Source organism: Polaromonas sp. (assembly GCF_029945685.1).
In the GTDB taxonomy this organism is placed as follows: Bacteria; Pseudomonadota; Gammaproteobacteria; order Burkholderiales; family Burkholderiaceae_C; genus Polaromonas.
The window spans coordinates 257,305-275,933 of sequence record NZ_JAQSDA010000025.1 but is presented as its reverse complement, the minus strand read 5'-3'; the positions used below and the strand labels follow the sequence as shown (position 1 = coordinate 275,933).

At 62.5% G+C, this 18,629-nt stretch carries 15 protein-coding genes and 1 tRNA gene; 10 read left to right on the top strand and 6 right to left on the bottom strand.

From position 1 onward, the window contains the following. Positions 1-17: 17 nt before the first annotated feature. Positions 18-2,294 carry an arginine/lysine/ornithine decarboxylase gene (locus PSV26_RS17175; RefSeq protein WP_300572361.1) on the bottom strand — a complete coding sequence of 759 codons (2,277 nt, stop codon included), beginning with the start codon at positions 2,292-2,294 and terminating at the stop codon, positions 18-20. A gap of 173 nt (positions 2,295-2,467) precedes the next feature. Between PSV26_RS17175 and PSV26_RS17170 the strand changes: the two genes are divergently transcribed. The 4 genes from PSV26_RS17170 (at position 2,468) to PSV26_RS17155 (ending at position 4,486) form a co-directional block, all read left to right on the top strand. After that, complete coding sequence (locus PSV26_RS17170; RefSeq protein ID WP_300572704.1) at positions 2,468-2,896, top strand: NfeD family protein; 429 nt, start codon at positions 2,468-2,470, stop codon at positions 2,894-2,896. A 63-nt stretch (positions 2,897-2,959) separates the two neighbouring features. Beyond that, the gene (locus tag PSV26_RS17165) at positions 2,960-3,871 is read left to right on the top strand and encodes a stomatin-like protein (protein WP_300520460.1); all 912 of its coding nucleotides are present in this window, start codon (positions 2,960-2,962) and stop codon (positions 3,869-3,871) included. 103 nt (positions 3,872-3,974) lie between these two features. Then, complete coding sequence (locus PSV26_RS17160) at positions 3,975-4,349, top strand: DUF2237 domain-containing protein (protein ID WP_300572360.1); 375 nt, start codon at positions 3,975-3,977, stop codon at positions 4,347-4,349. A 47-nt stretch (positions 4,350-4,396) separates the two neighbouring features. Next, a tRNA-Ser gene (locus PSV26_RS17155) sits at positions 4,397-4,486 on the top strand. 247 nt (positions 4,487-4,733) lie between these two features. On the opposite strand, the gene PSV26_RS17150 is transcribed toward PSV26_RS17155, so the two are convergent. The 4 genes from PSV26_RS17150 to PSV26_RS17135 form a co-directional block, all read right to left on the bottom strand. After that, positions 4,734-5,927: a branched-chain amino acid ABC transporter substrate-binding protein gene (locus PSV26_RS17150; RefSeq protein ID WP_300520455.1), complete on the bottom strand. Its 1,194-nt coding sequence runs from the start codon at positions 5,925-5,927 to the stop codon at positions 4,734-4,736. A gap of 349 nt (positions 5,928-6,276) precedes the next feature. Further along, complete coding sequence (locus PSV26_RS17145; protein ID WP_300520452.1) at positions 6,277-6,594, bottom strand: hypothetical protein; 318 nt, start codon at positions 6,592-6,594, stop codon at positions 6,277-6,279. Further along, the gene (locus PSV26_RS17140) at positions 6,591-7,025 is read right to left on the bottom strand and encodes a DNA polymerase III subunit chi (RefSeq protein ID WP_300520450.1); all 435 of its coding nucleotides are present in this window, start codon (positions 7,023-7,025) and stop codon (positions 6,591-6,593) included. Before PSV26_RS17140 ends, PSV26_RS17145 begins: the two co-directional genes overlap by 4 nt. After that, positions 7,022-8,524 carry a leucyl aminopeptidase gene (locus PSV26_RS17135; RefSeq protein ID WP_300572358.1) on the bottom strand — a complete coding sequence of 501 codons (1,503 nt, stop codon included), beginning with the start codon at positions 8,522-8,524 and terminating at the stop codon, positions 7,022-7,024. Before PSV26_RS17135 ends, PSV26_RS17140 begins: the two co-directional genes overlap by 4 nt. Positions 8,525-8,585: 61 nt before the next feature. On the opposite strand from PSV26_RS17135, the gene lptF reads away from it, so the two are divergent. The 6 genes from lptF (at position 8,586) to PSV26_RS17105 (ending at position 14,323) form a co-directional block, all read left to right on the top strand. Continuing rightward, positions 8,586-9,713, top strand: coding sequence for an LPS export ABC transporter permease LptF (gene lptF / locus PSV26_RS17130; RefSeq protein WP_300520445.1), 1,128 nt, complete (start codon positions 8,586-8,588; stop codon positions 9,711-9,713). Beyond that, positions 9,710-10,864 carry an LPS export ABC transporter permease LptG gene (gene lptG / locus PSV26_RS17125; protein WP_300572356.1) on the top strand — a complete coding sequence of 385 codons (1,155 nt, stop codon included), beginning with the start codon at positions 9,710-9,712 and terminating at the stop codon, positions 10,862-10,864. Before lptF ends, lptG begins: the two co-directional genes overlap by 4 nt. Then, a complete protein-coding gene (locus tag PSV26_RS17120; protein ID WP_300572354.1) occupies positions 10,864-11,226 on the top strand; it encodes a CbiX/SirB N-terminal domain-containing protein in 363 nt (120 codons plus the stop codon). Before lptG ends, PSV26_RS17120 begins: the two co-directional genes overlap by 1 nt. A 95-nt stretch (positions 11,227-11,321) precedes the next feature. Then, positions 11,322-12,266 carry a CysB family HTH-type transcriptional regulator gene (locus PSV26_RS17115; RefSeq protein WP_300572352.1) on the top strand — a complete coding sequence of 315 codons (945 nt, stop codon included), beginning with the start codon at positions 11,322-11,324 and terminating at the stop codon, positions 12,264-12,266. Positions 12,267-12,289: 23 nt separating this feature from the next. Next, positions 12,290-13,474 carry a pyridoxal phosphate-dependent aminotransferase gene (locus PSV26_RS17110; protein ID WP_300520434.1) on the top strand — a complete coding sequence of 395 codons (1,185 nt, stop codon included), beginning with the start codon at positions 12,290-12,292 and terminating at the stop codon, positions 13,472-13,474. 690 nt (positions 13,475-14,164) lie between these two features. Beyond that, positions 14,165-14,323 carry a DUF3309 family protein gene (locus PSV26_RS17105; RefSeq protein WP_300520431.1) on the top strand — a complete coding sequence of 53 codons (159 nt, stop codon included), beginning with the start codon at positions 14,165-14,167 and terminating at the stop codon, positions 14,321-14,323. A 256-nt stretch (positions 14,324-14,579) separates the two neighbouring features. Here the strand turns inward: PSV26_RS17105 and hrpA are convergent, their stop codons facing one another. Then, entirely contained in the window at positions 14,580-18,575 is a 3,996-nt protein-coding gene (gene hrpA / locus PSV26_RS17100) for an ATP-dependent RNA helicase HrpA (RefSeq protein ID WP_300572350.1), read from the bottom strand. Positions 18,576-18,629: the final 54 nt, after the last annotated feature.

Here is an 18,629-nt window from a genome sequence, read left to right as displayed (position 1 = left end):
CTGCCGGCCCAGCGCCTCTACTCTTTCACGCAGTCGGCGTAGTAGTGCTTCTTGCCGTTGGCGTCTTCCACTTCAACCAGGCCGTGAATGTCGGTCTCAAAGCCCGGACATTGCGCATTGAACTCGCGTGAGAACTTCAGGTAGTCGACGATTTTCTTGTTGAACACTTCGCCGGGAATCAGCAGCGGAATGCCCGGCGGATACGGCGTGACCAGCCCCACCGTGATGCGGCCCTCGAGCTTGTCGATCTCGACGCGTTCGGTCTTGTGCAGGGCGATGTGCGCGTAAGCGTCGCTAGGCTTCATGGCCGGCGTGAGGTCGCTCAAATACATGTCGGTGGTCAGCCGCGCAATATCGTATTTGGCGTACAGGTTGTGGATGTGCTGACACAGGTCAGCCAGGCCCATTTTTTCGTACTTGGGGTACTTCTGGCAGAACTCGGGCAGGATGCGCCACATCGGCTGGTTCTTGGCGTAGTCGTCCTTGAACTGCTGCAGCGCCGTCAGCATGCTGTTCCAGCGGCCCTTGGTGATGCCGATGGTGAACATGATGAAGAAGCTGTAGAGGCCGGTTTTCTCCACGACCACACCATGCTCGGCCAGGAACTTGGTCACGATGCTGGCTGGAATGCCGGTTTTGGCGAACTTGCCGTTCAGGTCCATGCCGGGTGTGACCACCGTGGACTTGATCGGGTCCAGCATGTTGAAGCCGGTCGCCATCTTGCCGAAGCCGTGCCAGTTGACGCCGGCCTTGGCGTTCTTGGACTCGCCCTTGATGATCCAGTCGTCCGAGCGGCCAATGCCCTCGTCCACCAGTTTTTCCGGGCCCCAGACCTTGAACCACCAGTCGTCGCCATATTCCTCATCGACCTTGCGCATCGCGCGGCGGAAGTCCAGCGCCTCGGCAATGCTTTCCTCGACCAGCGCGGTGCCGCCGGGCGGCTCCATCATGGCGGCGGCCACGTCGCAGCTGGCAATGATGCTGTACTGCGGGGAGGTAGAGGTGTGCATCAGGTAGGCCTCGTTGAAGAGGTGCCTGTCAAGCTTGACAGTCTGCGAGTCCTGCACCAGCACGTGACTGGCCTGGCTGATGCCGGCCAGCAGCTTGTGGATGGACTGCGTCGAATACACCATGGCCTGCTTGGGCCGCGCGCGTTTTTTTCCCATCGCGTGGTAGCTGCCGTAAAACGGGTGGAAGGCTGCATGCGGCAACCACGCTTCATCGAAATGCAGGTTCTCCACATAGCCGTCGAGCATGCCCTTGATGGTTTCGGTGTTGTACAGCACACCGTCGTAGGTGGACTGGGTGATGGTCAACACACGCGGCTTGACCTTCTTCGCGTCCACGCCCTTGAGCAGCGGGTTGGCCTTGATCTTGGCCTGAATGGAAGCCGGCTCGAACTCTTCTTTCGGAATCGGGCCGATGATGCCGAAGTGGTTACGTGTCGGCTTCAGGAACACCGGAATCGAGCCGGTCATGATGATCGCGTGCAGGATCGACTTGTGGCAGTTGCGGTCCACCACCACCACATCGCCGGGCGCCACGGTATGGTGCCAGACCATCTTGTTCGAGGTGGACGTACCGTTGGTCACAAAAAAGCAGTGGTCGGCATTGAAGATACGCGCCGCGTTGCGCTCGGAGGCGCCCACCGGGCCGTCGTGGTCCAGCAGCTGGCCGAGCTCCTCGACCGCGTTGCAGACGTCGGCGCGCAGCATGTTCTCGCCAAAAAACTGGTGGAACATCTGGCCCACCGGGCTTTTCAGGAAAGCCACGCCTCCCGAGTGTCCCGGGCAGTGCCAGGAGTAGGAACCGTCTTCGGCGTAATCGAGCAGCGCCTTGAAAAACGGCGGCTGCACGCCTTCGAGGTAACTCTTGGCCTCGCGAATGATGTGCCGCGCCACAAACTCGGGCGTGTCCTCGAACATGTGGATGAAGCCGTGGAGTTCGCGCAGGATGTCGTTGGGAATGTGGCGCGAGGTCTTGGTCTCGCCATAGACGTAAATCGGCACGTCCAGGTTCTTGCGCCGCACTTCCTCAATGAAGTGGCGCAGGTTCAGCACGGCGGGGTCCAGGTCCGGTCCCGGCGTGAACTCTTCGTCGTCAATCGACAGGATGAAGGCGCTGGCACGGCTTTGCTGCTGCGCAAACTGCGACAGGTCGCCGTAGCTGGTGACACCGAGCACCTCAAAACCCTCTGTTTCTATGGCCTGCGCCAAGGCGCGAATGCCCAGCCCGGAGGTGTTTTCGGAGCGGAAGTCTTCGTCAATGATGACGATGGGAAAGCGGAATTTCATCAAAAGGCCTTTGCCTGGAGCTGCCAAAAAAAACGAATCAGGGCCGAAGTGTAAGGATATTTGCGGTCAGTGGCGCCGGCTTGGCCTTTCCCGGTTGGGGTTAAGCTTGCCCCGGGACGTTTGTAGCCCAGAATGTGGCTTTTAGGAAACGAAGGGAACGCGACATGACAACCCTGGCCGATTCGACAATTTGGTGGTTGCTGGCAGGTGCCGCCGTGGCACTGGAACTCGTCACAGGCACGTTTTACCTCCTCATGCTGGCCGTCGGCATGACAGCAGCGGCCCTGGCGGCCCATCTGGGTGCCTCCGTCATGCTGCAGATTGTGGTTGCGGCGGCGGTCGGCGGCGGCGCCGTGGTGGCCTGGCACTGGAAACGCAGCAAGAGCCCCAAGCCCGCCCAGGCCAATGCCAACCGGGACGTGCAGATGGACATCGGCGAGACCGTGCATGTGCAGCAATGGAACGACGATGCCACTGCCAGCGTGAAATACCGCGGTGCGCAGTGGACAGTGGTGCTGGCGGGTCATCACGCCGCGCCGGAACCCGGCCTGTTCAAGGTCAAGGAGCTGGACGGAAACCGCCTGGTCGTCATAAAAGTGTGAGACATTGCATGCTGTCGCGGTGGGCGGCAAACGTCCACCCCCTTTGATCTAACGGAGAACTTCATGGAAATAGCACTCGTCATCCTGGTGATTGCCGTCATTTTTATCGCGCGCAGCATCAAGGTCGTGCCCCAACAAAACGCCTGGGTCGTCGAACGGCTGGGCAAATTCCACGGCAGCCTGACACCGGGCCTCAATTTCCTGATTCCCTTCATTGACCGCGTCGCCTACAAACACTCGCTCAAGGAAATCCCGCTCGATGTCCCCAGCCAGGTCTGTATCACGCGCGACAACACCCAGCTGCAGGTCGACGGCATCCTGTATTTCCAGGTCACCGACCCGATGCGCGCCAGCTACGGCTCATCGAACTACATCGTCGCCGTCACCCAGCTGGCCCAGACCTCGCTTCGCAGCGTCATCGGCAAGCTCGAGCTCGACAAGACCTTCGAGGAACGCGACATCATCAACGCCCAGGTCGTGGCCGCCATCGACGAGGCCGCACTGAACTGGGGCGTCAAGGTGCTGCGTTACGAAATCAAGGACCTCACCCCCCCCAAGGAGATCCTGCACGCCATGCAGTCGCAGATCACTGCTGAGCGCGAGAAACGCGCGCTGATCGCCGCCTCGGAAGGTCGCCGCCAGGAACAGATCAACATCGCCACCGGTGAGCGTGAGGCGTTCATCGCACGCTCCGAAGGTGAAAAACTCGCCGCCATCAACAACGCGCAGGGTGAAGCGGCCGCGATCACGGCCGTGGCCGACGCTACCGCGCAGGCCATCGAGCGTATTGCCGCCTCTATCCGCCAGCCTGGCGGTGAACTGGCCGTGCAGCTCAAGGTGGCCGAAAAGGCCGTCGAAGCCTACTCGCGTGTCGCCGCCGACGCCAAGACCACCTTGATTGTTCCCAGCAACATGACCGAAGTCTCGGCCCTGATCACCTCGGCCATGACCATGGTGGGGTCCACCCGGGCTTGATGACCCCCATGCTTGTCACTACGTGTACTACGCTGCCCCCCGAGGGGGCTGTGCTTGCTTGGGGCGGCCCTGCGCTGCGCACGTCGTCTCACCTAACACCCGTATGACCACCAAGAACGTCCTCGGCACGGAACTGGTTCCCTGCTCCTACGACCCGCTGACCGGTTATTTCCGGGACGGCTGCTGCAACACCGATGAGTCTGACCTGGGCTCTCACCTCGTCTGCGTCAAGGTGAGCAGCGACTTTCTGGCGTTTTCGGCAGCCAAGGGCAACGACCTGGTGACACCGCGGCCTGAGTACCGCTTTGCCGGGCTCAAGCCGGGCGACCGGTGGTGCCTGTGCGCCAACCGCTGGCGCGAGGCACTCGAAGCCGGCTTTGCGCCGCCGGTGGTTCTGGAGTCCACCCATCTCAGGGCGCTGGAGTTCGTGACACGCGCGCAACTGGAAAAACACCGATTTCACAGCGCGCTTCACTGATCTGCGCAATCTTCGGCACCGCGCACTGCTACAATGTGAGGCTTCGCGGAAAGGTGGATGAGCGGTTTAAGTCACACGCCTGGAAAGCGTGCGTGGGGTTATACCCACCGCGGGTTCGAATCCCGCCCTTTCCGCCAAAAGTATAGTTGCCGTGAGTTTTCCACACGGCAGTGAAAGCTCCTGAAAGCCCAGCTTGTCTGGGCTTTTTTGTGTCTGACCCCTTTTTTTACCCCCGTTGAGTGGGGCGGACCGCGTCGGCGCAGCAACACCCTTCTGGATTCTGGGTACGAACGCCGGGCCCGCATGGCGGGCCAATTCCCGCGCATCGTCTTAAGCAAAAAAAAAGCCACCTTGCGGTGGCTTTTTTGCTGAGGGCCGGAAAACTTATTCCAGAGCCGTTTTCTTGCCGTCCTTGTAGGTGTACAAGGTGATGGACGGGTTTTTCAGTTCGCCGTTAGGCAGGAACTCGATCGTGGTGGTCACGCCCTTGAAGCTGGTTTTGATCAGCTCGGGGATGTAGACCTTCGGATCGCTCGAGTTGGCACGCTTCATGGCGTCGACCAGAACGAAGGTCGCGTCGTAGGTGTACGGGCTGTAGACCTGGAACTGGCTCGGGTACTTCTCGTCGTAGCGTTTCTTCCACTCGACGCCACCGGGCATCTTGGCCAGCGATGCGCCGCCTTCGGCACAAACCACGTTGCTCAGCGTCTTGGCGCCAGCAGCGAGTTTGGCGATCTCGGAGGTGCAGATGCCGTCGCCGCCGAAATATTTGACATTGCTCATGCCAAGCTGCTCCATCTGGCGCAGCATGGGGCCGGCCTGGGGATCCATGCCACCGTAAAACACGGCGTCAGGGCCTTTGGCCTTGATGGCGGTCAGAATGGCCATGAAGTCGGTGGCCTTATCGGTGGTGAACTGCTCGTCCACCACGGTCATGCCTTTTTCCTTGGCGGTCTTCTTGAAGATGTCGGCAACGCCCTGGCCGTAAGCGGAACGGTCGTCGATGACGGCCACTTTCTTCAGCTTGAGCGTGTCTGCGGCGTAAAACGCCAGGCCGGCGCCCAGAGCCAGATCGTTGGCAATGATGCGGTAGGTGGTGTTGTAGCCTGGCTTGGTCAGGTCAGGGTTGGTGGCAGCACCCGTGACGTGAGGGATGCCGCAGTCGTGGTAGACCTTGGAAGCAGGAATGGTCGTGCCCGAGTTGAGGTGACCGACCACACCGGCGACTTTGGAGTCGCACAGTTTTTGTGCGGCAGCCGTGCCCTGTTTCGGATCAGCAGCATCATCTTCAGCGACGATCTCGAAAGTGGCTTTCTTGCCGCCGATCATGACGCCCTGTTTGTTCAGGTCCTCAATGGCCATGCGGACGCCATTCTCATTGTCCTTGCCGTAATGGGCCTGCGCGCCGGAAGTCGGGGCGACGTGACCAATCTTGACGACGAGCGTATCACCGGAGGCAGCAGGCGCTGCAGCGACCGGGGCAGCAGGTGCGGTGGCAGCTGGCTTGGCTTCTTCTTTTTTGCCGCAAGCAACAACCAACATGGCGGCCAAAGCGACCGCAGTCCATTTCATTTGCATAAATACACTCCAATTAAGAGATTACCGTTAATGGTTGAGAACTGATTTTTTTACTCAACAGCCACGAACATAACGCAATTTCCGCGCCCGCACCATAGCAAGCAGCCCTAGTGTTGCGCCGTGGAGGCAGGGGAAGAAATGAAATTGATCGACTATTAGCGAATCTAATAAAGCTCGGCAAGCGCCCTGCTGGTCCGCTACTGCACAGGGCTATCCGCCATGGCCAGCGGTTGGCAAAAGTACAGACCGCGCAAGGGAACAAGCCATCCAGGCGCGACCGCCACAGGTGGTTTTATCACCGGAAAAGGCCACCCGCATGAACCCGCGGCGCCAAGGGCGCGGCCGGTATTCAGGGCTTGTCCAGCAGCTGGCTGGCCAGTTCCTGTTCAAAGGCCTGGTTAACCGACTGCCGCACGACGATCTCGATCTCGTCCCGCAGGCTGGGTGCCAGTGCCTGGGTGTGCTCCAGCACCAGCCGGCCGACGGTCTCGCGCAGCAGCCGGTCCAGCGTCAAATCGACACGCTGCATCACGCGATGCACCATCTGCTCCTGAAACTGCTGCATATCCATCCCCCCGGGGACGGGCCGCCCCGCAGGTGCGGTGGCCTGGGGTTGCACCACCACTTCTGTCAGCGTGGGTACAAACCGCGGTGGTGGGCGGTTCATGAGGCCCCCGCGCCCGCCAGGTCGTACCGTTTCATGGCATAACCGCGGTCAGCGTAATGCTTCCAGCGACTGCGGGCGGCCACACGGTCCTCATCGGCCAGCGTGACCAGTTCGATGAAACGCTCGAAACGCTCAAACCCGGCCGGCACCTGGTGCCCGAGGTTGACCAGCACTTCATGGTGAGGGCAGGCCTCGAGCGAGCCGGCCAGTACCACCGGCGTGGCAGACACCGTGGAGGGGATGCCCGTGAGGTGACAATGCGGCACAAACTCCAGGGGGGAAAAGGTCCACAACAACTGGTCGAGCCGATCCAGCATGTCCGCCTCGGCCGTCACCACGACACGCGCCCCGCTGCTCCAGGCCTTGCGCAGCAGCCGGCAGCTGTAGCTCAACTTGTCCGGCACGTTGAAGTGGAAAGCAACTTCCGTCATGCGTTTGACTTGGCTCCGGCCTTCGGGGTCCGGGTTCTGGCTGGCGCCCTGGCTGGAAGAACCTGGCTCAGCAAAAAGTCGACCAGCAGGGGCACGGGCCGGCCGGTCGCACCTTTGGCGGCACCGCTTTTCCATGCCGTGCCCGCGATGTCCAGATGCGCCCAGGGAAACTTGCCGGCAAAACGCTGCAGAAATTTGGCCGCGGTGATGGCGCCGCCGGCGCGTCCGGCAACGTTCGCCACGTCCGCGAAATGCGTTTTCAGACCGTCGGCGTACTCGTCGTCGAGCGGCATGCGCCAGCACAAATCGAGCGAGCTGTCGCCGGCCGCGGCCAGAGCCTGCGCCAGCGCGTCGTCACTGGAGAACATCCCGCTGCGCACGCCGCCCAGTGCAATCACGCAGGCGCCGGTCAGGGTGGCAATGTCCACCACGGCGCGCGGCTTCAGGCGTTCCGCATAGGTCAGCGCATCACACAGGACCAGGCGGCCTTCGGCGTCGGTGTTGAGGATCTCGATGGTCTGCCCGCTCATGCTGGTCACCACATCGCCGGGTTTGACGGCGCGGCCGTCAGGCATGTTTTCACAGGCCGGAATCAGGCCCACCACATTGAGCGCGGGCTGCAGCTCGGCCAGCGCGCGGAAGGTGCCCAGCACGCTGGCGGCACCACCCATGTCGTATTTCATCTCGTCCATCTCGGCGGCCGGCTTGATGGAGATGCCGCCGGTGTCGAAGGTGATGCCCTTGCCGATCAGCACCACCGGCGCTTCCGCTTTGGCGCCGCCGTCATAACGCAGCACGATGAAACGCAGCGGTTCTTCCGAGCCCTGGGCGACGGCCATGAAAGAACCCATGCCGAGCTTGGCGACCTCTTTCGGGCCCAGCACCTCCACCTTGATCCCGGGCAGCTTCCCGAGGTCCCTGGCGGCCTGGGCGAGCATGGTCGGCGTGGCGTGGTTGGCCGGCCGGTTGGCCCACTCCTTGGCGAGTGCGAGGCCCCTGGCCAGCCCGACGCCCTTGTCGAATCCGCCGCGGCTGGCCGCCAGCGAAGGGACGGCCACCAGCACCTGCCTGAGTTTTTGCTCGATCGGCTTTGATTTGGTGGTGCTGTATAGGTAGGCGGCATCGGCGCAGGCCAGCACGGCGGCACGCACGGCCTCCTGACCGACCTGCGGCAGTGCGCAGAGGCTCAGCAGAACACGCCGCGCATTGGTGTTTTTCAAGGCGACCATTGCGGCATGCACGGCAGTCCGTACGCTTTTGGCGCTGCCGTCGCCAGCCCCCGCCAGCAGCACCCGCGTGGCGGTCACGCCTTCGGGCCGGTAGGCGCCCAGCAGCTTGCCGGCCTTGCTTTCAAAGTCCCCCGCCTTCAGGGCCAGCGTCACCATTTTCGACACTGGGTCGGTTCCGGCACCCGTCTCGCCGGCCACCAGGACAATCAGGGCATCACATTTTTCGGCGCAAATGCGGGCGGGGGTCAGGGTTTTGAGTTCAAAGTCCATAATCGAGGGTCAGGCGCCGCAAGCGCAGTTGTCGGTTGTTGTTAAGGGCAAGTTTCAGTCAATGTTATTCCAATCCTCGATCCGCAAAGAGCTGGCACGCAGTTTTGGGGCCACCCTTGTGGTTTTGATGACCATTGTGATCACGATCATCCTGATCCGGACACTCGGGCAGGCTTCTCGCGGCAGTGTCAACCCGCAGGACGTGATGCTGGTCATGGGTTACTCGGCCCTGGGCCGCATGCCGATTATCCTGACGCTGTCGCTGTTTGTGGCCATGGTCAGCACCCTCTCACGGATGTACCGCGACAGCGAAATGGTCGTCTGGTTTGTCAGCGGCCGGGGGCTTGGCTTTTTTCTTGTTCCACTCTTTCGCTTCGCCTGGCCGGTACTGCTGGTGATCACGCTGATGTCGGTGTTTGTCTGGCCGTGGTCCAATCTGCAGACCCAGGAGGTGCGGGACCGGTACGAGCAGCGCGGGGACCTGGAACGGGTCTCGCCCGGCCAGTTCCAGGAGTCGTCCAGCGGCAACCGGGTCTTTTTCATCGACCGCGATACCAGTGGGGAAAAAGTCAGCAACAACGTCTTCATTGCCTCCACCGAAAAGGGCAAGAATTCGGTGACCACCGCCGGTTCCGGCCGCATCGAGACGGTGGGCAAGGACCAGATGCTGCTGCTCGACAACGGCCAGCGGCTTGAAAGCGAGATCGGCAAGTCGGCCCTGAAGATCACCGAGTTCGCCGAATACGGCAGCAAGGCCGGCGACAGTCCGCTGATCAACGGGGCCAACATTCCCGAAAAATCCAAGTCCACCCGCGAGCTGTTGAAATCTCCCACGCGGACCAACCAGGGCGAGCTGGCCTGGCGTCTGGGCATGGCGCTGGCCGCGATCAATTTTGTGGTGATTGCGCTGGCGCTGGCCAGTGTCAACCCGCGCGCAGGGCGCAGCGGGAACCTGATCTTTGTGCTGTTCACCTTTGTTGTTTATCACAACCTGCTGAATCTGGGCCAGAGCTGGATCAGCGTGGGCGCGGCCAATTTCGCCGGCTTTGTGCTGGCCCTGCACGGCGGCGCCTTGTTGCTGGCGCTGGGCTGGCTGTCCAAGCGCCACCTGAACTGGACCTTCAAGGGCGCCATGAGCCGACAGCGCAAACGGCAGGCCGGCCGGCAGGCGGGCAAGGTGGCTGCATGAAAACCATACGCCGACTGATTTATGGCGAGGTGCTGGCCTCCATTGCCTTTGTGGCGGTTGGGTTTCTGGCGCTGTTTTTCTTTTTCGATCTGGTCGACGAACTGCAGTACCTGGGCAAAAATGTGGCGGGCGTTGTCAGTTCCGACGAGAACACCTACCAGATCCGGCATGCGCTGTTGTATGTGGCGCTGCTGATTCCCAGCCACCTCTACGAGCTGGTGCCCATCTCGGTGCTGATCGGCACCATTTTCGTGATGGCCCGGCTGGCGCAGAGCTCGGAATACACCATCTTGCGCACCAGCGGCCTGGAACCCTGGCGCGCGCTGCGCCTGCTGCTGACCCTGGGGGCGATTTTCGTCGTGCTCTGTTTCGCCATCGGCGACTATGTGGCCCCGGCTGCCGACCGTGCCGCCCAGTTGCTCAAGGCACGTTACCAGGGCCGCATCACCATCGGCCAGACCGGCGCGTGGCTCAAGGAGAAACAGGCCTACAACAACTATGTGGTCAACGTCGGCGCCCTGTCGGCCGACAACGAAATGCAGGCGGTGCGGGTTTTCGAGTTTGACAACAAGGGCCTGCTGGTGTCCATCACACAGTCGGCCATCGCCCGGTTTGCCACCGACGACTCCTGGCAGCTCGAAAACGGCACCCGGACCGAATTCACCGTGCAGCCAGGGCAGGCGTCCAGCAGCGGCGTCGGGCGTGAAACGGCCAAAATCAGCATCAACAAGATCGCCCAGTTCCGCTGGCCCACCGGCATCAGCGCGGAGATGGTCTCGGTCGCCGTGCTCAAGCCGGAACGCATGAGCACCATCGACCTGTTCGCCTACATCCGTCACCTCAACGCCAATGGCCAGACCGCCCAGCGTTACGAGATCGAATTCTGGAAAAAGGTGTTTTACCCGCTGAGCTGCCTGGTGATGGTGGTGCTGGCCCTGCCCTTTGCCTACCTGCACTTTCGCAGCGGCGGCATCGCCGGTTATGTGTTCGGCGGCGTGATGATCGGCATCAGCTTTTTTCTGCTCAACAACGTGTTTGGCTACATCGGCAACCTGCAGAACTGGCAGCCCTGGCTGGCGGCCGCTGCGCCCGGCCTGCTCTACACCGCCATTTCGCTGGGCGCGTTCGGCTGGCTGGTATTGAGACGCTGATGGCCAGGCAAGGCATTGTTTTGTTTGCGCACGGCTCGCGCGACCCCCTCTGGCGCCTGCCCATCGAGGCGGTGGCCGAGGCGATCCGGGCGCGTGATCCCGACGCCCTGGTCAGCTGCGCCTACCTGGAGTTGTGCACGCCGGAGCTGACCCAGGCTGCTACCGATTTGATAGCTGCCGGCGCACGCCAGATCAGGGTTTTTCCGCTGTTTCTCGGTGTCGGGAAACACGCCCGGGAAGACCTGCCACTGCTGCTGGCAGAAGTGCGCGCCCAGCACCCGGACGTACCGGTGGCCCTGATGCCAACGGCCGGTGAGCACCCCCGGCTGACGGCCTTGATGGCCGATATCGCCCTGTCCTGAAGCGGCGGGTATGAAGGCTCGCTGCTTTCTGCTGCTGCCCGCTCTTCTTAGGCCCCAAAGGGCATAATAAAGCGAATAATCAGCAAGAATCGGATATGAATCTTCATCAATTTCGCTTTGTCCAGGAAGCCGTCCGGCGCAACCTGAACCTCACCGAAACCGCTCGCATCCTGCATACCTCACAGCCGGGGGTGTCCAAGGCCATCATCGAGCTGGAGGAAGAACTGGGCGTGGAAATTTTTGCGCGCCATGGCAAACGCCTCAAGCGTGTGACCGAGCCGGGCGAACACGTTCTCAAAAGCATAGACATCATCATGCGCGAGGTCGGCAACCTGCGGCGTATCGGCGAGCAGTTTTCAGCCCAGGACAGCGGCACCCTGTCCATCGCGACCACCCACACCCAGGCCCGTTATGTGCTGCCGCAGCCGGTGGCCAGGCTGCGCGAAGCCTTTCCCAAGGTCAATGTCAGCCTGCACCAGGGCTCGCCCGATCAGGTGGCGCGCATGCTGATCGACGAGGTGGCCGAGATCGGGATTGCCACCGAGTCGCTGGCGCAGTATGAAGAGCTCGTCACGCTGCCCTGCTATGAATGGCAGCACATGCTGGTGTTGCCGCTGGATCACCCGCTGGCCAAACAGGACCACATCACGCTGGAAGACCTGGCCGAGCAGCCGCTGATCACCTACCACCCGTCCTTCACCGGCCGCACCAAGATCGACCTGGCCTTTGCCGCCAAACACCTGCATCCGCGCATCGCGCTTGAAGCGATCGACTCCGACGTGATCAAGACCTATGTGCGCCTGGGCCTGGGCGTCGGCATTGTGGCCGAGATGGCGCTCAAGGACGACGGCACCAATGCCGACCTGGTCGCGCTGCCGGTCGGCCACCTGTTTGGCGTGAACGTGGCGCGTGTCGCCTTCAAGCGCAGCGCCTACCTGCGCAACTTTGTCTACAAGTTTGCCGAACTGCTCAATGACAAGCTCGACCGCGCCCAGATCACCCGGGCCATGAGCAGCCGCCACGGCGATTTCGAACTCTAAACCTCCAGCATCCCACCACCTCCATGACGACCATGCCTTCTGCCAGCGAACGCACCCCCGAGCTACAGACCAAACTGCCCGCCGTCGGCACCACCATCTTCACCGTGATGTCGGCGCTGGCCCTCGAAAAAAACGCGGTCAACCTCGGCCAGGGTTTTCCGGACTTCGACTGCGACCCGACACTGGTCGCTGCCGTCAACGATGCCATGACCCGTGGCCTGAACCAGTACCCGCCCATGCCCGGCGTGCCGGTGCTGCGCGAGGCGATTGCCGCCAAGCTGCAGCAGCTGCACGGCCGCAGCTACAACCCGGCCACCGAGATCACCGTGACGGCCGGCGCCACGCAGGCCATCATCACCGCGGTGCTGGCCGTGGTGCACCCCGGTGATGAAGTCATCGTGCTCGAACCCTGTTACGACAGCTACGTGCCCAACATCGAGCTGGCCGGCGGCATTCCCGTGCGCGTGCCCCTGACGCCCGGCACCTTCCGCCCCGACTTCGACAAGATCTCCGCCGCCATCACGCCCAAAACGCGCGCGATCATCATCAACTCCCCGCACAACCCCAGCGCCACCGTCTGGACCCGCGAGGACATGCTGCGCCTGCAGGAGATCCTGGCGCCCACCGACGTGCTGCTGATCAGCGACGAGGTCTATGAACACATGGTCTTCGACGCCGCGCAGGGCCGCGTGCATGAAAGCGCCGCACGTTTCCCCGGCCTGGCGGCGCGCGCCTTCATCGTCAGCAGCTTCGGCAAAACCTACCATGTGACCGGCTGGAAGGTCGGTTATGTGGCGGCGCCCGCGTCACTGACAGCCGAGTTCCGCAAGGTGCACCAGTTCAATGTGTTCACCGTCAACACGCCCATGCAATACGGCCTGGCAACTTACATGCAGGATGCGCGTGCCTACCTCGACCTGCCCGCGTTTTACCAGCGCAAGCGCGACCTGTTCCGCGCCGGTCTGGCAAAAACCCGTTTCAAGCTGCTGCCCAGCGAAGGCACTTATTTCCAGTGCGTGGACATCTCACAGGTCAGCGATCTCGGTGAAGCCGATTTCTGCAAATGGCTGACCACCGAGATCGGCGTCGCCGCGATTCCCTTGTCGGCGTTCTACGGCAACGGCTTCGACCAGCGCGTCGTGCGCTTCTGTTTTGCGAAGAAGGACGAGACGCTCAACAGTGCGCTGGAGCGGTTGGCCAGTCTGTAAGCTGCTATCACATTGATAGCTGGTTGCGCACGAACCGTAAGGGCTGGAGGCCGATTTCATCAATGGATTCGGCTTGCGAGAGGGTTGGACGCATTGGCGGCATCACGCTGCGCCTGCGGTCCGCTCTGGACAGTAGGTCGAACTCCCCACTCCCACCCCTAACCCCTGCCCTCGCCCCGCTGGGCGATGGAGGAGGACTTCATTTGGCCGCGTGTGCTTGCCGCCGCGTGCAAACATCACAGCCGCTTGGCTCCGACATGACGCGCTATGCGCGTCATGTCTCCCCGATTTCTGTCTTCGCTCCCCCCACCCGTTTGGCTGGGCCGAGCAGCGCAGACGGAGGCGGGATCAGGGCGGCAGTTGTCCGAGCGCAGCGAGTTCTGCCGACCCCCGCCGCAGGCGAGCAGCGCAGGTTGCCTGGAGCGAAGCGGAAGGACCCAGACAGTCGGGTCGCCTTTCTTTTGCTTCCTTTTCTTTGGCGACGCAAAGAAAAGGGAGTCGCCCGCCGGGGCGAGACCCGGCTTGTCGGTGAACTACAGACAGAATCAAGCCCGCATCAGATCACGGCACAGCAAAGCAGCGCGTGACCCCCAACTGTAGGAACTCCCTGACGGTGAGTCAGCGCCCCTTCCTGCTTGATCCAGGAGAACAACAGGCAAGAATCAGTGCATACATAACAAGGAGTTCTCCATGTCGATTTCAATGATTCTGCTCATCGTCCTCATCCTGATTCTGGTGGGCGCACTGCCTACTTGGGGTCATAGCAAAAGCTGGGGTTACGGTCCCAGCGGTGGTCTGGGCCTGATCGTCATCATCCTGATCGTTCTGCTGCTGATGGGCCGCATCTAGATCTTCCCGATCCCGCTGAAAAGGGCTCCGCCGCAAGGCTGGAGTCCTTTTTTTGTGTGACGCGCGGCGGCCGGCGAAAACGCTTCAGCTGTTGATCTGCGTCCAGGCTTTGTAGCTACGGCATGACAAGCCCTGCGGGCAGTTGTCAGCCTGCGCTGAAAAGCCTCGCCTCAACCCACCAGTTGAAGCCAGGCTTTTTAGCTACGGCATGACAAGCCCTGCGGGCAGTTGTCAGCCTGCGCTGAAAAGCCTCGCCTCAACCCACCAGTTGAAGCCAGGCTTTTTCAATCCGCTTGATGCTGACCGGCTGCGGCGTGCGCAGCTCCTGCGCAAAAAAGCTGACGCGCAGCTCTTCAAGCAGCCAGCGCAGTTCCTGCAGCCGCGCATCGGTGGCACCCTTGCGCTCGGCCACCAGGCGCCAGTAGCGCTGCTCCTGCGGCCGCAGCTCGGCGAGCCGGGCCGCATCGCGGGCCGGGTCGGCGCGCCATTTCTCCAGCCGCAGCGTGATGGCCTTGAGGTAACGCGGAAAGTGCTGCAGCTGCGTGTACGGCGTCGCCGTCAGGAAACGTTTGGGCACCAGACGCTGCAGCTGCTGCGCCGCATCCGCGCTGGCCTCCGCGGCATTTTTGGTGTCCTTGATCTTGCGCTGCGCCGCGGCAAACTCGACCAGGATGCCGGCCGCCAGCCGCGCGACTTCGCTGGCAATCAGCGTCAGGCGTCCGCGCCCGTCGTCGATGCGCTTTTTGAAGTCGGCTTCGTTGGTCGGCAGCGGCTCCAGCAAAAAGGCACGGTCCAGCGCCACTTCGATGATCTGCTCGCGCAGTTCCTCCAGCGTGCCGCCGCCCGAGTTGTCGGCCGCACGGCCCACCAGCATGTAGCTGGTGGCCATTTTCTGCAGGTCGGGCAAATTCTTTTCCAGGTACTTCAGCGCATCCTTGATCTGCAGCGAAAACAGGCGCCGCAGTCCGGCCCGGTGTTTCGCCGCGGCCACGTCGGGCTCGTCGAACACCTCGATGGTCACCGCATCGCCAAGATCGATCAGCGCCGGAAAACCGATCAAGGTCTGCTTGCCTTTGCTGATTTCCATCAGTTCGGGCAGCTCGCCAAAACTCCAGCTGGTGTAACGCTCCGGCGTGCGGACTGGCTGCACCTTCTCACTTGCTATGCTTTCAGGAGCTGCTTGCGCCCGCCCCTGTTGGGCTTGAGGCCGATTTGACTCTGCATCCTGGCGTTCCTGCGGCGCCGGGCGTGCCTTCAGCCCGGCCAGCGCCTGGAAGGCGCCGCGTGCCTGCGAACCGAGCTCACCCTTGAGCGCACCAAGATTGCGGCCGGTACCCAGTTGGCGGCCGTGTTCGTCGACCACACGGAAGTTCATGAACAGGTGCGGCGCCAGCATGTCGATTTTCATGTCGCCGCGCTTGATGTCCAGCGAGGTCGTGTCGCGCACCAGCTTGAGCACCGCGTCCGTCAGCGAACCCGCGCCGAATTTTTCCGGCTGCAGCAGGTCGGTCGCCATGCGCGCCGCGGTATCGGGCAGCGGCACCAGGCGCGAACGCGGCCGCTGGTGCAAGGTCTTGATCAGGGCCTGGACCTTGTCCTTGAGCATGCCGGGCACCAGCCACTCGCAGCGTTCCTCGTTGACCTGGTTCAGCGCAAACAGCGGCACATCGACGGTCACGCCGTCCCTGGCGTCGCCCGGCTCGTGCAGGTAGGTCGCGATGCAATCGACGCCGCCCAGACGCAGCGTCTTGGGAAAAGCCTGCGTGGTGATGCCGGCCGCCTCGTGGCGCATCAGCTCTTCGCGGCTTAGCAGCAGCAGTTGGGGCTGTTTTTTGACCTCGTCCTTGTACCAGTGCTCGCAGCCGGCGCCGGTGCAGATGTCGGCCGGCAACTGCTGGTCATAAAAGGCGTAAATCAGTTCTTCGTCCACCAGCACGTCCTGGCGCCGCGCCTTGTGCTCCAGGTCCTGCACCTGCTCGATCAGCTTCAGATTGGCCTGCAGAAACGGCAGCTTGGTGTCCCAGTTGCCGGCCACCAGCGCTTCGCGGATGAAAATCTCGCGCGCCGTCACCGGATCGACACGCCCGAAATTGACGCGCCGGCCGTTGTAGATCACCAGGCCATAGAGCGTGGCGCGCTCCAGCGCGGTGACCTGCGCGGCCTTTTTCTCCCAATGCGGGTCCAGCAGCTGTTTCTTTAAAAGGTGGCCGGCCACCTGCTCGACCCATTGCGGCTCGATGTTGGCGATGCCGCGGCCGAACAGGCGCGTGGTCTCCACCAGCTCGGCCGCCACGATCCAGCGCCCCGGCTTCTTGCTGAGCTTGGCGCCCGGATGCCGGTAGAACTTGATGCCGCGCGCGCCCAGGTACCAGTCGTCTTCCTCGTTCTTGATGCCGAGGTTGCCGAGCAGGCCGCAGAGCATGGACAAATGCAGCTGCTCGTAACTGGCCGGCTTGTCGTTGAGCACCCATTTCTGTTCGCCCACCACCGCATGCAGCTGCGAGTGGATGTCGCGCCACTCGCGCACCCGGCGGATGTTGATGTAGTTCTCTCTCAAGAGGTTTTCGTACTGGCGGTTGGACAATTTGTGGGATGCAGTCCCCTCACCCCCACCCTCTCCCAAAGGGCGAGGGAGCAAAACCTCGCGACTCCCTCTCCCGCCGGGAGAGGGCTGGGGTGAGGGCCTGCCGCCGCGCGCGTCACCCAGCCATTTCCACAGCTTGAGGTAGCCTGAAAATTCGCTTTTCTCGTCGTCGAACTTGGCATGCGCCTGGTCGGCCTGGGCCTGCTTGTCCATGGGCCGGTCGCGCACGTCCTGCACGCTGAGCGCGCTGGCAATCACCAGCACCTCGTCCAGCGCCTGCCGCTCTTTGGCTTCCAGGATCATGCGGCCCACGCGCGGGTCCAGCGGCAAGCGGGCCAGGTTGCGGCCCACCGGCGTGAGTTCGTTGTCGTCGTCCACCGCGCCGAGTTCGGCCAGGAGCTGGTAGCCGTCGGCAATGGCCCGGCCCTGGGGCGGCTCGATGAAGGCAAAACTTTCGATCGTGCCCAGGTGCAGCGCCTTCATGCGCAAAATCACCGCCGCCAGCGAGCTGCGCAAAATTTCGGGATCGGTAAAACGCGGCCGGCCCAGAAAGTCCTGCTCGTCATAGAGGCGTATGCAGATGCCGTCGGCCACGCGGCCGCAGCGCCCGGCGCGCTGATTCGCCGCCGCCTGCGACACCGGCTCGACCATGAGCTGCTCGACCTTGTTGCGAAAGCTGTAACGCTTGACACGCGCCGTGCCGGCGTCGATCACGTAACGGATGCCCGGCACCGTCAGCGAGGTTTCGGCCACGTTGGTGGCCAGCACGATGCGCCGGCCGGTGTGGCCGTCAAAAATGCGGTCCTGCTCGGCCTGCGACAGCCGCGCAAACAGCGGCAGCACCTCGGCATTGCGAAACAGCGGCTGGTGGGCCAGGTGTTTGCGCAAATGGTCGGCGGCCTCGCGGATCTCGCGTTCACCCGGCAGGAAGATCAGAATGTCGCCGGCACTGTGCGGGTTGCGCCAGAGTTCGTCCACGCCGTCGGCAATCGCGTCGTTGAGGTCGTAGTCGCGCGACTCTTCATACGGCCGGTAACGCTGCTCGACCGGGAACATCCGTCCGGAGACCAAAATCACCGGCGCAGGCCCTTTGCTTGAGGCAAAGTAATCCGCAAACCGCTGCGCATCAATCGTCGCCGAGGTGATGACCACTTTCAGGTCGGGCCGGCGCGGAAGCAGCTGGCGCAGGTAGCCGAGCAGAAAGTCGATGTTCAGGCTGCGCTCATGGGCCTCGTCGATGATGATGGTGTCGTAGGCTTTCAGCAGCGGATCGGTCTGCGTTTCGGCCAGCAGGATGCCGTCGGTCATCAGTTTGACCGAGGCATCGCGGCTGAGGCGGTCCTGAAAGCGCACCTTGTAGCCGACCACGTCGCCCAGCGGGGTCTTGAGTTCTTCGGCGATGCGCTTGGCGACGCTGGAAGCCGCAATGCGACGCGGCTGCGTGTGGCCGATCAGCTTGCCCTGGCCGGCCGGGTAGTTGAGCTTGCCGCGACCCATGGCCAGCGCAATCTTGGGCAACTGCGTGGTTTTGCCCGAGCCGGTTTCACCGCAGACGATGACCACCTGGTGGGCCGCGATGGCGGCAGTGATTTCCTCGCGTTTGCCCGAAACGGGCAAGGACTCGGGAAAATCGATCTGCAAGGGCACGGACAAGGGGGGCGAGGACAAGGGGATGGGACTCAAAACCACTGATTATCGGTGCTGACGGGCACCCGCCCGGCA

Coding starts and splice junctions, on each gene's coding strand:
- PSV26_RS17175 (WP_300572361.1), bottom strand. CDS start 2,294: ATGAAATTCCGCTTTCCCATCGTCATCATTGACGAAGACTTCCGCTCC.
- PSV26_RS17165 (WP_300520460.1), top strand. CDS start 2,960: ATGGAAATAGCACTCGTCATCCTGGTGATTGCCGTCATTTTTATCGCG.
- PSV26_RS17160 (WP_300572360.1), top strand. CDS start 3,975: ATGACCACCAAGAACGTCCTCGGCACGGAACTGGTTCCCTGCTCCTAC.
- PSV26_RS17150 (WP_300520455.1), bottom strand. CDS start 5,927: ATGCAAATGAAATGGACTGCGGTCGCTTTGGCCGCCATGTTGGTTGTT.
- PSV26_RS17145 (WP_300520452.1), bottom strand. CDS start 6,594: ATGAACCGCCCACCACCGCGGTTTGTACCCACGCTGACAGAAGTGGTG.
- PSV26_RS17140 (WP_300520450.1), bottom strand. CDS start 7,025: ATGACGGAAGTTGCTTTCCACTTCAACGTGCCGGACAAGTTGAGCTAC.
- PSV26_RS17135 (WP_300572358.1), bottom strand. CDS start 8,524: ATGGACTTTGAACTCAAAACCCTGACCCCCGCCCGCATTTGCGCCGAA.
- lptF (WP_300520445.1), top strand. CDS start 8,586: ATGTTATTCCAATCCTCGATCCGCAAAGAGCTGGCACGCAGTTTTGGG.
- lptG (WP_300572356.1), top strand. CDS start 9,710: ATGAAAACCATACGCCGACTGATTTATGGCGAGGTGCTGGCCTCCATT.
- PSV26_RS17120 (WP_300572354.1), top strand. CDS start 10,864: ATGGCCAGGCAAGGCATTGTTTTGTTTGCGCACGGCTCGCGCGACCCC.
- PSV26_RS17115 (WP_300572352.1), top strand. CDS start 11,322: ATGAATCTTCATCAATTTCGCTTTGTCCAGGAAGCCGTCCGGCGCAAC.
- PSV26_RS17110 (WP_300520434.1), top strand. CDS start 12,290: ATGACGACCATGCCTTCTGCCAGCGAACGCACCCCCGAGCTACAGACC.
- PSV26_RS17105 (WP_300520431.1), top strand. CDS start 14,165: ATGTCGATTTCAATGATTCTGCTCATCGTCCTCATCCTGATTCTGGTG.